This is a genomic window from Luteimonas gilva (genome assembly GCF_005239095.1).
GTDB lineage: Bacteria > Pseudomonadota > Gammaproteobacteria > Xanthomonadales > Xanthomonadaceae > Luteimonas_C > Luteimonas_C gilva.
On sequence record NZ_SZUA01000002.1, the window covers coordinates 1,039,284 to 1,051,844 of the forward strand.

Genomic DNA, 12,561 nt, shown 5'->3' on the forward strand with positions numbered 1-12,561 from the left:
TCTGATGCGAAAAAAAGCGGAGCAAGCCCCGCTCTACAAAGCAACGGCAATGGCAGCGTCGCGGTTCGAAGTTGCCATGAGCCCGCTGAGGGACGCATAGTAAATGCGGTCCGATACGGAATGCCGTCCCAATGCGCCGATTGCTGTTGGTCCTGGCCGCGTGCTTGCCGCTCGCGCTTCCCGCCGCCGAAATCCATCTGCTGACCGCGGCCCGCATCCATACGATGGATCCGCAGCATCCCACCGCCGAGGCGATGGCTTGGGACGACACGGGCCGTATCCTCGCCGCGGGCGATGCGAAAACCTTGCTGGCGCGTTATCCGAAAGCTATACGCATCGACGCCGGCGACGCCACCGTGATTCCCGGCCTGATCGACGCGCACGCGCACTTGATGGGCCTGGGCTACGCGCTGATGCGCGTCGACCTGGTCGGCACGCAAGACAAGGCCGACATCCTGCGGCGTTTGCGCGAATACGAAAAGAACTTGCCGGCAGGGGCTTGGCTGCTCGGCGGCGGTTGGGACCAGAACGACTGGCACGACAATCGCTTTCCGTCGGCCGCCGATTTGGACGCTGCGTTCCCGGATCGCCCGGTCTGGCTGGAGCGCGTCGACGGTCATGCCGGCTGGGCCAATACCGCGGCGATGCGCGCCGTGGAAAAACAATCCGGGAAATCGTTGAAGGGCGAATGGCAGCCGGATGGCGGCCGCATCGTTCGCCAGGGCGATGCGCCGACCGGAGTGTTCGTCGACGGCGCGATGGATCTGGTCAATACCATCGTTCCGCCGGCCGACGAAAAAACCCGCGAAAAGGCGCTGCGGCTCGCGCTGGAGGCGACGGCGCGCAACGGCCTCACCGGCGTGCACGACATGGGCACTTCGCGCGAAGACTTGGCGCTGTTCCGCCGCTTCGCCGACGAAGGCCGGCTGACGCTGCGGGTCGACGCCTATGCCGACGGCGACCGCGCCGCGCTCGCCGATTTGTGCGCGAACGGCCTCTATCGCCACGCGTCGGGCAGAGTGAGCATGCGCGGCGTCAAGCTGTACATGGACGGCGCGCTCGGCAGCCGCGGCGCGGCTTTGTTGGACGATTACAGCGACGATCCGGGCAATCGCGGCTTATTGGTGACGCAGCCCAAGGATTTCGAAGCGGCGGTGAACAAAGCCAAGCGTTGCGGCGTGCAAGTGGCGACCCATGCCATCGGCGACCGCGGCAACCGTCTCGCGCTGGACGCCTACCAGCGTGCGCTGGGCGGCGATGCGAAAACGGATCATCGTTGGCGCATTGAGCACGCCCAAATCGTGTCGCTCGACGATGTTCCGCGCTTCGCCGCGCTGGGCGTGATCGCTTCGATGCAGCCCACCCACGCCACATCCGACATGCCCTGGGCGGAACAGCGCATCGGCAAGCAACGCATCGCCGGCGCTTATGCGTGGCGGCGCTTCCTGGATTCCGGCGCGCGCATCGCCTTGGGCTCGGATTTTCCGGTGGAATCGGTCGATCCGCGCTTGGGCCTGTACGCCACCGCCACGCGCCAGGACCGCGAAGGCCATCCGCCGGGCGGGTGGCTGGCGGATCAGAAACTGACGGCGGCCGAAGCCTTGCGCGGCTTCACCGCGGATGCGGCCTATGCCGGCAAGGACGAAAAAGCGGTGGGCAAGTTGGCGGCGGGGATGCGCGCGGATTTCGTCGTCGTGGAAAAAGATCCGCTGACGATGCCGGTATCCGAATTGGACGATTTGAAGATCCGTTCGACATGGATCGACGGCAAGGCGATCTACAAGGCGAAGTAGTTCCCTCGCTTTTTTGTAGGAGCGGCTTTAGCCGTGAGCTTTTTCTCCGAAATCGCGGCGATGTCGCGATTTGAAGGAAAGAGCTCGCGGCTAAAGCCGCTCCTACAAAAGCAAGCGGAGCAGGGCCCGAGTTCACCAATCGATGCGCCCGCTCACCACAGTCACCACGCGCCCGCCCGACCAAACTTGGCCGTCGTCGTCGACCTGCAATTCGATGATCGCGTCGTGGCCGACCTCGCGGCCTTGGCTGATGCGGTAGAAACCGGTGTCGCCCGGCAACGCGTCCCGCGAGGCGAGCCAGGCGGCCAGCGTCGCGTTGGCCGCGCCGGAGGCGGCGTCCTCGAATTGCGCGGGCGCGCCGACCCATGCGCGCACGGCCAGGTAGTAGACCGGGTCATCGCTGCGCGCGAACGCGCACAAACCCATGCTCTCGGTGTCTTGGGCGAGTTTTCCGATCGCCGGCCAGTTCGGCGCCGCGGCGCGCAGCGAGGCTTCGTCGCGGAACTCGGCCAGCCACCAGCGGCGCCCGCCGTCCATCAGCGCGGGCGGCAAAGCGCCCAAGGGCAGGCCGGCGAGGACGTCGCGCAGGCGCGGATCGGCGGGATCGGCGATTTCCAGCACGCGGGCTTTCGGCGTGCGTACGGCGATGGTGCGCTTGCGGCCTTCGCCCGACACCCGCAACGGCAGCTTGCCGGCGATGCCGTCCTGGACCAGCAAGCCGTCGCGCGGCCGCGCCAAACCCGCTTCCAGCACGGCATGCGCGGTGCCGACGCTGGGATGGCCGGCGAAGGGCACTTCGCGGCGCGGGCTGAAGATGCGGATGCGGTAGTCGCTGTCCGCCGACGTCGCCGGGAATACGAAAGTGGTCTCCGGCAGCCGCGTCCAGCGCGCGATGGCCTGCATGCCGTCGTCGTCCAAGCCCTCGGCGTCCAGCACCACGGCCAGCGGGTTGCCGGCGCCGGGGCGGTCGGCGAATACGTCGAGTTGCAGATAGCGGCGTGCGGGCATGCGGGGTTCCGGTCTCGTCTGGGCGAGGCGCTGCTGGGTCGGGTCGCGTTCGATTAGAATCGCGCGTTCGCGCCCGATGTCCGGGCGAACTCCCATTCTATGTCCTCCCACATCCCTTCCGATCGTTGGATCGTGCTCAAGTTCGGCGGCACTTCGGTGTCGCGTCGCCACCGCTGGGACACTATCGGTCGATTGGCGAAACGGCGCGCCGACGAGCAAGGCGCGCGGGTGCTGGTGGTGGTGTCGGCCCTGGCCGGCGTGACCAACGCGCTGCAGGCCATCGCCGACGGCGCCGATGCGGCCGCCGGTTTCGCCGCGCTGGAAGAAAAACACCGGGCTTTTTGCGTCGAGCTCGAGCTCGACGCCGACCAAGCTTTGGGCGAGCGCCTGGCCGCGCTGAGCGTGCTGGCCGCCGATCCGCGCGCCGCGGCGCGCACGCTGGATTGGCAAGCCGAAGTGCTGGGGCAGGGCGAGCTGCTGTCTTCCACGCTCGGTTCGGTTTATCTGCGCAAACAGGGCTTGGATTTCGGCTGGTGCGACGCGCGCGATTGGCTGGATGCGATCGCGCTGCCGAACCAGAACGAATGGTCGACCCGGCTGTCGGTGTCCTGCCGGCGCGAAGCCGAGGGCGATTGGCGCGCGCGCTTCGCCTCGCAACCGGCGCGGATGCTGCTCACCCAGGGCTTCATCGCCCGCCACGCCGACGGCGGCACCGCGATCCTGGGCCGCGGCGGCTCCGACACGTCCGCGGCTTATTTCGGCGCGCTGCTCGGCGCGCAACGCGTCGAAATCTGGACCGACGTGCCCGGCATGTTCAGCGCCAATCCGCGCGAAGTGCCCGATGCGCGCCTGCTGACCCGGCTGGACTACGCCGAAGCGCAGGAAATCGCCACCACCGGCGCCAAAGTGCTGCACCCGCGTTCGATCAAGCCCTGCCGCGACGGCGGCGTGCCGATGGCGATCCTCGACACCGAGAAGCCCGAACTTCCCGGCACCCGCATCGACGGCGCGGCGCTCACCGTGCCCGGCGTCAAGGCGATCAGCCGCCGCAACGGCATCGTCCTGGTGTCGATGGAAAGCGTCGGCATGTGGCAGCAGGTGGGCTTCCTGGCCGACGTGTTCGAGCGCTTCAAGCGCCATGGTCTGTCGGTGGATCTGATCGGTTCTTCGGAAACCAACGTCACCGTGTCGCTGGATCCCAGCGAAAACCTGGTGAGCACCGACGTGCTGGCGAAGCTCTCGGCGGATCTCGCCGAGATCTGCCGGGTCAAGGTGATCGCGCCTTGCGCGGCCATCACCCTGGTCGGCCGCGGCATGCGTTCGCTGCTGCACAAGCTGTCCGACGTCTGGGCCGCGTTCGGCAAGGAGCGCGTGCATCTGATTTCGCAGTCGTCGAACGACTTGAACTTGACCTTCGTCATCGACGAGGCCGACGCCGACGGCCTGCTGCCGCATCTGCACGCCGAACTGATCCGCGGCGGCGCGATGCCGGTGCAGGATGCCGCCGTATTCGGCCCGAGCTGGCGAGAAATCGTCCAGGGGCCGGCCGCACCCGCGCCGACGCCGTGGTGGCATGCGCGACGCGAACGCCTGTTGCGCATCGCCGACGGCGCCACGCCGGCTTACGCCTACGACCTGTCCATCGTGCGCGAGCGGGCGAGGGCGCTGAACGCCGTGTCCGCGATCGACCGGCGCTTCTTCGCGTTGAAGGCCAACCCGCATCCGGACATCCTGCGTACGCTGTACGCCGAAGGCTTCGGTTTGGAATGCGTGTCGCTGGCCGAACTCGATCATGTGTTGGGCCTGTTCCCGGACATCGATCCGCAGCGCGTCCTGTTCACGCCCAGCTTCGCCCCGCGCAGCGAATACGAAGCCGCATTCGAACGCGGCGTCATCGTCACGCTGGACAACGTCGAGGCGCTGCGCCATTGGCCGGAGGTCTTCCGCGGCCGCAATCTCTGGGTGCGGCTGGACCTGGGCCGCGGCGAGGGCCACCACGCCAAGGTCAAGACCGGCGGCACCGCATCGAAGTTCGGCCTGCCGCTGGCGGCGCTGGACAGGTTCGTCGCCGCCGCGCGCGCGCTGGACGCGCGCATCGTCGGCGTGCATGCGCATCTGGGCAGCGGCGTCGACCTTCCCAAGCATTGGCAGCAGGTGTACGCCGAACTCGCCGGATTGGCCGACGGCATCGGCACGGTCGAGACCATCGACATCGGCGGCGGTTTGCCGATCCCGTATAAGCCGGATGCGGTCGCGTTCGACATCGACGCTTGGGCGCAGGGCCTGGCCGAGATCAAGGCCGCCTATCCGCGCTACCAGCTCGCGATCGAGCCGGGTCGCTATATGGTCGCCGAGTCGGGCGTGCTGCTGCTGCGCGTCACCCAAGTGGTGGAGAAGGACGGCGTGCGCCGCGTCGGCGGCGACGCGGGCATGAACGCCTTGATGCGTCCGGCGCTGTACGAGGCTTATCACGGCATCCACAACCTGTCGCGGCTGGACGACGCGCAGAAAGCCGCGTTCGACGTGGTCGGACCGATCTGCGAATCCGGCGACGTACTCGGCCATGCGCGCTGGCTGCCGGAAGCCACCGCCGAGGGCGACGTGCTGCTGGTGGCCGACGCCGGCGCCTACGGTTTCGTGATGGCCAACCGCTACAACCTGCGCGAATTGCCGCAGCAGATCACCTTCGACGGTGAGCGCGATGAGCCCTAAACGAGGATTCATCGTCGGTTGCGGCGTCACCGCCGGCGTTTTCGTCGTCGTCGCCTATATCGCGATCGGCGCGATGAGCGGCGCGCCGTGGTCGGAGTGGCCCGCGAATGCGCGCTCCGCGTTGGGCATCGCGCCGGCTGCGGCGCTGACCGCGGCTTTGGCAGCCTGGCTGGTCGTGGGATGGCGCGAAGGCGTCGACCTCAATCGCAAGTGGACCGCGCTCGGCATGGCGGTGAAGACGGTGGGCCTGGCCTTCTTGATGTTCCCCGTGTTCGTGCTGTTGGCTTTGGTCGTCGCGGAATTGCTGGATCAGGCTTTCGCCGCCGACCCGGGCACGTTCCGCGAAGCCTGGGTGTGGATGCCGTCGATCGCCGTTTACGCCCTTATTTTCGGCTTGATGTTTGGCGCCTTGCCGGCGCTGGCGGCCGCAACTCTCTTTTGTCGCCGTTACCTGCGGCTGACGGCAACCGGATACAAAACGCAATGACGTTCGACCGCGACTCGATCCGCGCTTTCCATTTCGCCGGCTGCGATTTCGACGCCGCCAGCGGCGTCGCGCGGCTGCGCTACGCCTTCGACGGCGGTCCCGAGTTGGTCGAGACCATCACCGTGCCGGGCGCGCCGTTCGCGCTGGATGCGGCGCGCGCGCAGGCGGCGGAGCAGGCTTTGCGTGTACTGCATTTGATCGCCGGCGTCAGCTATTACAAAGCGGCGGTGCCGGAAGAGATCCGCATCGATTCGTATGCCATCGATGCGGATACGGCGGCTTTCCTGGAGTCGTTGTACACGAACGGCCTGGGCGAGTTCGCGTACCGCAACGGTTTGAATCTGCACGGCCGGATTCGCTTTCCCGCGGACGCGAGCGACGCTCCGGCGGCGCCTGCGCTCGGTTTGCGCCGGCACGCCTTGGTCGCCATCGGCGGCGGCAAGGATTCGCTGGTCAGCATCGAAGCCTTGCGCGCGATCGGCGTCGATCAGACGGTCACCTGGATCGGCGGTTCGCAGCTGATCAAAGCCTGCGCCGAACGCACCGGCTTGCCGACCTTGAACATCGGCCGCCAACTGGCGCCGGAGTTGTTCGAATACAACCGCCAAGGCGCGTGGAACGGCCACATCCCGGTCACCGCGATCAATTCGGCGATCATGGCCTTCGCCGCGGTACTGCTGGGCGTGGACCAGGTCGTGTTCTCCAACGAACGCTCGGCCAGCTACGGCAGCCTGATCGAAGGCACCGGCGAGGTGAACCATCAGTGGTCGAAGGGCTGGGCCTTCGAACGCGATTTCGGCGCGCATCTGCAGAAGCACGTCGCCGCCGACCTGCATTACTACTCGCTGCTGCGGCCGTTGAGCGAGCTGGCCGTGGCGCGGCAGTTCGCCAAGAGCGACCGCTACGACGCCCATTTCTCCAGTTGCAACCGCAATTTCCACCTGCTCGGCGAACGGCCGGCCAACCGATGGTGCGGCGTGTGCCCGAAGTGCCATTTTGTGTTCCTGGCCCTGGCGCCGTTCATGCCCAAGCCGCGGCTGGTGTCGATTTTCGGGCGCAACTTGCTGGACGATCCGGCGCAGATTCCCGGCTACGACGCGCTGCTCGAATTCCAGGACCACAAGCCGTTCGAATGCGTCGGCGAAGGCAAGGAATCGCGCGCGGCGATGGCCGCGTTGTCCGAACGGCCGGAATGGCGCGAGGATGCGGTCGTCGAACGTTTCTCGCGCGAGATCCGGCCGCAATTGGACGCTTCCGAATTGGAGGTGGCCCCGCTGCTGAAGATCGACGACGAGCATCGCATCCCGGCCGCGCTGTGGGAGCGCCTGCGTGCGCGACTCGCTTCTTAAGATCGGGCAGCTCGAAGGCCGGCGCATCGCGCTGTGGGGCTGGGGCCGCGAGGGCAGGGCGGCGTATCGCGCGATCCGCTCGCGCCTGCCCGCATCTCCGCTGACGCTGTTTTGCAATGCGGATGAAGCCGCGGACGCCGCCGTTTTAGCCGACGCCTCGTTGGCTATCGAGACCGACGCGAACGCCGGCCGTTTGTCCGCGTTCGACATCGTCGTCAAATCGCCCGGCATCAGCCCGTACAAACCCGAAGCCCTGATCGCGGCGCACGAGGGCACGCGCTTCGTCGGCGGCACCGCGTTGTGGTTCGCCGAACGGCCGCACGAGCGCGCGGTTTGCGTCACCGGGACCAAGGGCAAGAGCACCACGACCGCGCTGCTGGCGCACTTGCTGCGCGCGGGCGGGCATCGCACCGCCTTGTGCGGCAACATCGGCCTGCCGTTGCTGGAATTGCTCGACGCGCAGGCCGAATACTGGGCCGTCGAGTTGTCGAGCTACCAGACCCGCGACGTGGCCGGTTCCGGCGTACGCCCGCCGATCGCGGTCGTCACCAATATTTTTCCCGAACACTTGGACTGGCACGGCAGCGAGGAGCGTTACGTCGAGGACAAGTTGGCGCTGCTGACCGAGGCTAAGCCGCGGATCGCGGTGCTGAACGCGCAAGACCGGCGCTTGGCGGCGCTTTCGCTGCCCGACAGCGATATCCGTTGGTTCGGACGCGAGGACGGTTGGCACCTGCGCGGCGACGATCTGTACCGCGGCGCCGACTTCGTGTTCGATACGCGCGCGGTGCCGCTGCCCGGCCGCCACAACCGCGGCAATTTGTGCGCCGTCCTGGCCGCGATCGACGCGTTGGGTTTGGATGCCGCCGCATTGGCGCCGTTCGCGCAGAGTTTCGTGCCGCTGCCGCATCGGCTGCAGATGCTCGGCGAGCGCGACGGCATCGCCTACGTCAACGATTCGATCAGCACCACGCCGCACGCAAGCCTGGCCGCGTTGGATGTGTTCCGCGGCCGGCGCGTCGCGATCCTGCTCGGCGGCCACGATCGCGGTATCGATTGGTCGGATTTCGCCGAATCGATCGGAGCCAATCCGCCCGCGGCCGCGGTAACGATGGGGCAGAACGGGCCGCGCATCCGCGCTTTGCTGGAGGAGCCCGCGCGGCGCGCCGGATTCCTTTTGCTGTCGGCGGACGGGCTGGAACAAGCCGTCGCGCGGGCGCGAGAGGCGCTCGCGGGCGAGGGCGTGATCCTCCTGTCGCCGGGCGCGCCGAGCTTCGGCGCCTATCGCGACTACACCCAGCGCGGCCGTCACTTCGCGCAGCTGGCCGGCTTCGATCCGGATATCATCGCCTCCATTCCCGGCCTGGGCATCTCTTGAACCGATGCTCTTGTGGGAGCGGCTTCAGCCGCGAGCTTTCTTCTTATCGCAGCAGTGATGGAAAGAGCTCGCGGCTGAAGCCGCTCCCACAAAAAGCGGCCGGATTTCCGCCCTGCCCCTGGGAGGTCGCCATGCGCCGTTCGCTGCTCGCCGTTTCGCTGTCGCTTTGCTCGATGTCCGCTTTCGCCGCGATGAAATCCGAACCGATCGAATACAAAGTCGGCAACGATAGTTTCAGCGGCTACCTGGTTTACGACGATGCGGCGAAAGGCAAGCGGCCCGGTTTGGTGATGGTGCCGAACTGGCTGGGCGCGACCCAGGATTCGGTGGAGAAGGCCAAGAAGATCGCGGGCGACGATTACGTGATCCTGATCGCGGACGTCTACGGCAAGGGCGTGCGGCCGAAAAACCCCAAGGAAGCCGGCGAGCAGACCCGCAAGAGCTATTCCGACGGCGGTACGGCTTTGCGCGCCCGCGCTCAAGCCGCGGTCGATACGCTCAAGGCTCAGGCGGGCAAGCTGCCGGTGGATGCTTCGAAGATCGGCGCTTTCGGATTCTGCTTCGGTGGATCGGTGGCGCTGGAACTGGCGCGTTCAGGCAGCGAACTGAAGGGGGGCGTGGTCAGCTTCCATGGCGGCATCGAAACTTATCTGCCTACCGAGGGCAACAAGATCAACGCTTCGATCCTGGTGCTGAACGGCGCCGAGGACAGCAGCGTCACCGACGAGAACATCGTCGCCTTCGAGAAGGAAATGGACGCAGCCAAGGCCGACTGGCAGTTCGTCGATTTCGGCGGCGCGGTGCATTGCTTCACCCAACCGGAATCGAACGATCCGCCGAACTGCGTCTACAACGAGAAGGCGGCCAAGCGGGCGTTCCGAATGATGGACGACTTCTTCGAGGAGCAGTTCGCGGCGAAATAGCTTTCCTCCCTCGCGGGAGGATGCTCCGAAGAGGCAGGAGAAGGGTGCGAAGCGGAGCGAGCGTGCTTTTGATCTTGATTGCGGCTATGCGCTGAAAGCCGAACCCTCTCCCTGGCGTTTCGCGCCCATCCCTCTCCCGTAAAAGGGAGAGGGATAAGAGCTGCATCGCTCAGTACTTGCGATCTATAGCGTAATGCGCCAAGCCGCGCAGCGCGGCGACGGCCTCGTTGTCTTGCAGCCCGTCCAAAGCCCGTTCCGCGGCTTCGGCGTACTGCATCGCGCGCGAGTGGCTGTATTCCAACGCCCCGGTCGCGGCGATCGCGGATTGCACTTCGGGCATCGCTGCCGCATCGCCGGTTTCGACGATGGCGCGCAACCGCGTGGCGACCTGCGCAGGGCTGTGCGCGATGGCATGGATCAACGGCAACGTGGCCTTGCCCTCGGCCAGGTCGTCGCCGAGATGCTTGCCCAACGCAGCCTCGTCGGCGCTGTAGTCGAGCACGTCGTCGGCGATCTGGAACGCATAGCCGAGGTTCATCCCGTAATCGTGCAGTTGCTGTTGGGTCGCCGCGTCCGCGCCCGCCAACAGCGCGCCCAGTCGGGTCGCAGCGGCGAACAGCACCGCCGTCTTGCGTTCGATCACGCGCAGATAGGCCGGTTCGTCCGTGTCCGGATTGCGCACGTGCAGCAGCTGCAGCACTTCGCCTTCGGCGATGGCGTTGGTGGTGTCGGCTAGGATCCGCATCACCTCGATCCGGTCCAGCTCCACCATCAGCTGGAAGCTGCGCGAATACAGGAAGTCGCCGACCAGCACGCTCGGCGCGTTGCCCCACAGCGCATTCGCGGTCTTGCGGCCGCGGCGCAGATCGGATTCGTCGACCACGTCGTCGTGCAGCAGGGTGGCGGTATGGATGAACTCGATCACCGCGGCCAGCTGGTGCGCGTCCGCGCCCGCGTGGCCCAGCGCGCGCGCAGCCAACAGCAGCAGCATCGGCCGGAGCCGCTTGCCGCCCGCGGCGACGATGTGCTCGCCGATCTGGTTGACCAGGGCCACGTCCGAAGCCAGGCGGCGCTGGATCAGGGCGTCGACCGCGGTCATGTCGGCGGCGGCCAAGGCTTGGATCGCGGGCAGGCCGAGCGTCGGACGCGAATCGGGCGGCTGCGGGCGAGAGCTTGCGGAATCCATGGGGCGGTCGGCGGGGAAAAGCCGATTATCCTTTAAAAACCGCATCCGGACGCGGACGAGCCCGGCGCCGAACGATTCAGAAAAGCCCGATCCTTCCTCGCGCCGCCCGCTGACGCCCGGCTTCGGCGGGGCGCGGCTATAATTCGCGGATGCCGCCCGGTCCGGGCGCGCGAAGATAAGGACGGCGAAGCATGGCCCGCGGCATCAACAAGGTGATCCTGGTAGGCAACCTCGGCAACGATCCGGAAACCAAATACACGCAGGGCGGCATGGCGGTCACCACCGTCAGCCTGGCCACCACCAGCGTGCGCAAGGATCGCGACGGAAACAACCAGGAACGCACCGAATGGCATCGGGTGAAGTTCTTCGGCAAGCTCGGAGAGATCGCCGGCGAATACCTGCGCAAGGGGCGCCAGGTGTACGTCGAAGGTTCGATCCGCTACGACAAGTTCACCGGCCAGGACGGCCAGGAACGCTATATGACCGAGATCATCGCCGACGAGATGCAGATGCTCGGCAGCGGCGAAGGCCGCCCGGCAGGCGGTCCTTCCGAACGTAGCGAGCGGCCCGCCTCGCGCCCCGCGCCCGCGCAACGGCGCGAGCCGACCTCGTCTTCGGCCCCGCCGCCGATGGACGATTTCGCGGACGACGATATTCCGTTCTGACGGCGTCGCCTGCGCCGCACCGGCGCAGGCTTGGATCGGTCGATCAGGCCGCGTCTTGCTTGTTGCGGCCGAACAAGCCCAGGATCTTCTTGCCGAACGCGACCACCACCAGCGCCAACGGCACCAACAGTTTCTTCAGTCCCAGCAGCAGTACGCCCAGTTTGGCCAGCAGGCCCGACTTTGCGGCGATGCCGCCGCCGATCAGCGCTGCGATGCCGTATCCGGCCAGCTTGTCCGTGGACGAGTCGTAGTCGGCGTAGCGTGCACCGCTGTCGAATTCGGTCATCGGCAATAGCTGCTGCATGCCGGCGCGGACGGTCTCCAGCTCGGACATGCCGGACACGGCGTTCAAGCTGACGTAGCCGTGCCGTCCGAGCACGCGGATGTCGTAGTTGAGGGTGTGCTGTTCGCCGCCTTCGAACGCGAGCTCCTTCGCCCAGTACAGCTTCTTGTTCGCGCTGTCGTAGCGCGGCGGCACCGCCCAGCCGACCAGGTCGACGGTCTCGTAGCCGGCTTTCTTGCGCTCGACGTTTTCTTCGGCCGTGCCCTGCTTCATGTCCTTCAGCAGTGCGTCGTAGTCGGTCTTGGCCGCATCTTCGTCGGAAACGTAGCCTTCGTCGTCGTAGGTGACGACCACGGCCCAGGATCGATCGCTGTCCAAAGGCGTCGCGGTCGGCACCACCAAGCCGAGCACGCTGTCGTCGGGCGGGTTGTGCCAGAACTCTTCCAGCACGCGGCGCGCGTCGGGCTTGTCCAAGTAGCGGAATTCGGAACCGAGGCGGAAGTGCGCCTTGGCTTCCGGCACGGCGATTTCGCCGCTGCGGAAATGAAGCGAGTCGACGAAAGCCTTGGCGCGCGCGTCGCCGTCGCCGGCACCGTCTTGCGCGAACGCGCTGCCCGTGGCGGCCAGCAAGCCGCACAACAACATCCTTGAGAGCATATATCCCCCTGATCGGGCGTCCCCACGCCCCGCGAAAAGTGTGCAGGGGCGCCCGATCGGGCGCAACCGGGTCGCTTTGGGCGCAGAAAAATGGCACGAAGCTGACTGAGGCATCGGGAC

Annotated in this window: 10 protein-coding genes; 7 read left to right on the top strand and 3 right to left on the bottom strand. The window is 66.7% G+C overall.

The window, feature by feature from the left end; genetic code table 11:
* The first annotated feature begins 131 nt into the window (after nt 1-131).
* Complete coding sequence (locus FCE95_RS12780) at nt 132-1,793, top strand: amidohydrolase (RefSeq protein ID WP_137267391.1); 1,662 nt, start codon at nt 132-134, stop codon at nt 1,791-1,793.
* Between the two features lie 132 nt (nt 1,794-1,925).
* Here the strand turns inward: FCE95_RS12780 and FCE95_RS12785 are convergent, their stop codons facing one another.
* Nucleotides 1,926-2,801 carry a PhzF family phenazine biosynthesis protein gene (locus FCE95_RS12785; protein WP_137267392.1) on the bottom strand — a complete coding sequence of 292 codons (876 nt, stop codon included), beginning with the start codon at nt 2,799-2,801 and terminating at the stop codon, nt 1,926-1,928.
* Between the two features lie 99 nt (nt 2,802-2,900).
* Between FCE95_RS12785 and FCE95_RS12790 the strand changes: the two genes are divergently transcribed.
* From FCE95_RS12790 to FCE95_RS12810, 5 genes are all read left to right on the top strand, one after another.
* Nucleotides 2,901-5,513, top strand: a complete 2,613-nt coding sequence (locus tag FCE95_RS12790) for a bifunctional aspartate kinase/diaminopimelate decarboxylase (RefSeq protein WP_137267393.1) — start codon at nt 2,901-2,903, stop codon at nt 5,511-5,513.
* Nucleotides 5,503-6,000 (top strand): hypothetical protein, encoded by a 498-nt coding sequence (locus FCE95_RS12795; RefSeq protein WP_137267394.1) that lies wholly within the window; start codon nt 5,503-5,505, stop codon nt 5,998-6,000. The genes FCE95_RS12790 and FCE95_RS12795 overlap by 11 nt, the downstream gene beginning before the upstream one ends.
* Nucleotides 5,997-7,349 (top strand): UDP-N-acetyl-alpha-D-muramoyl-L-alanyl-L-glutamate epimerase, encoded by a 1,353-nt coding sequence (gene murL, locus FCE95_RS12800; protein ID WP_137267395.1) that lies wholly within the window; start codon nt 5,997-5,999, stop codon nt 7,347-7,349. Before FCE95_RS12795 ends, murL begins: the two co-directional genes overlap by 4 nt.
* Complete coding sequence (murD, locus tag FCE95_RS12805) at nt 7,330-8,727, top strand: UDP-N-acetylmuramoyl-L-alanine--D-glutamate ligase (RefSeq protein WP_137267396.1); 1,398 nt, start codon at nt 7,330-7,332, stop codon at nt 8,725-8,727. Before murL ends, murD begins: the two co-directional genes overlap by 20 nt.
* Before the next feature lie 131 nt (nt 8,728-8,858).
* Nucleotides 8,859-9,650 (top strand): dienelactone hydrolase family protein, encoded by a 792-nt coding sequence (locus FCE95_RS12810; protein ID WP_137267397.1) that lies wholly within the window; start codon nt 8,859-8,861, stop codon nt 9,648-9,650.
* Between the two features lie 169 nt (nt 9,651-9,819).
* Here the strand turns inward: FCE95_RS12810 and FCE95_RS12815 are convergent, their stop codons facing one another.
* A complete protein-coding gene (locus FCE95_RS12815; protein WP_137267398.1) occupies nt 9,820-10,836 on the bottom strand; it encodes a polyprenyl synthetase family protein in 1,017 nt (338 codons plus the stop codon).
* Nucleotides 10,837-11,027: 191 nt separating this feature from the next.
* On the opposite strand from FCE95_RS12815, the gene FCE95_RS12820 reads away from it, so the two are divergent.
* On the top strand, nt 11,028-11,501 hold the full coding sequence (locus FCE95_RS12820; protein WP_137267399.1) for a single-stranded DNA-binding protein: 474 nt from the start codon (nt 11,028-11,030) through the stop codon (nt 11,499-11,501).
* Between the two features lie 43 nt (nt 11,502-11,544).
* Here the strand turns inward: FCE95_RS12820 and FCE95_RS12825 are convergent, their stop codons facing one another.
* Nucleotides 11,545-12,441, bottom strand: coding sequence for a DUF2167 domain-containing protein (locus FCE95_RS12825; RefSeq protein ID WP_137267400.1), 897 nt, complete (start codon nt 12,439-12,441; stop codon nt 11,545-11,547).
* Nucleotides 12,442-12,561 lie beyond the last annotated feature (120 nt).

What these genes read in the sequence shown, in the direction of transcription:
- FCE95_RS12780 (WP_137267391.1), top strand. Translation starts at nt 132, where the DNA reads ATGCGCCGATTGCTGTTGGTCCTGGCCGCGTGCTTGCCGCTCGCGCTT.
- FCE95_RS12785 (WP_137267392.1), bottom strand. Translation starts at nt 2,801, where the DNA reads ATGCCCGCACGCCGCTATCTGCAACTCGACGTATTCGCCGACCGCCCC.
- FCE95_RS12790 (WP_137267393.1), top strand. Translation starts at nt 2,901, where the DNA reads ATGTCCTCCCACATCCCTTCCGATCGTTGGATCGTGCTCAAGTTCGGC.
- FCE95_RS12795 (WP_137267394.1), top strand. Translation starts at nt 5,503, where the DNA reads ATGAGCCCTAAACGAGGATTCATCGTCGGTTGCGGCGTCACCGCCGGC.
- murL (WP_137267395.1), top strand. Translation starts at nt 5,997, where the DNA reads ATGACGTTCGACCGCGACTCGATCCGCGCTTTCCATTTCGCCGGCTGC.
- FCE95_RS12810 (WP_137267397.1), top strand. Translation starts at nt 8,859, where the DNA reads ATGCGCCGTTCGCTGCTCGCCGTTTCGCTGTCGCTTTGCTCGATGTCC.
- FCE95_RS12815 (WP_137267398.1), bottom strand. Translation starts at nt 10,836, where the DNA reads ATGGATTCCGCAAGCTCTCGCCCGCAGCCGCCCGATTCGCGTCCGACG.
- FCE95_RS12820 (WP_137267399.1), top strand. Translation starts at nt 11,028, where the DNA reads ATGGCCCGCGGCATCAACAAGGTGATCCTGGTAGGCAACCTCGGCAAC.
- FCE95_RS12825 (WP_137267400.1), bottom strand. Translation starts at nt 12,441, where the DNA reads ATGCTCTCAAGGATGTTGTTGTGCGGCTTGCTGGCCGCCACGGGCAGC.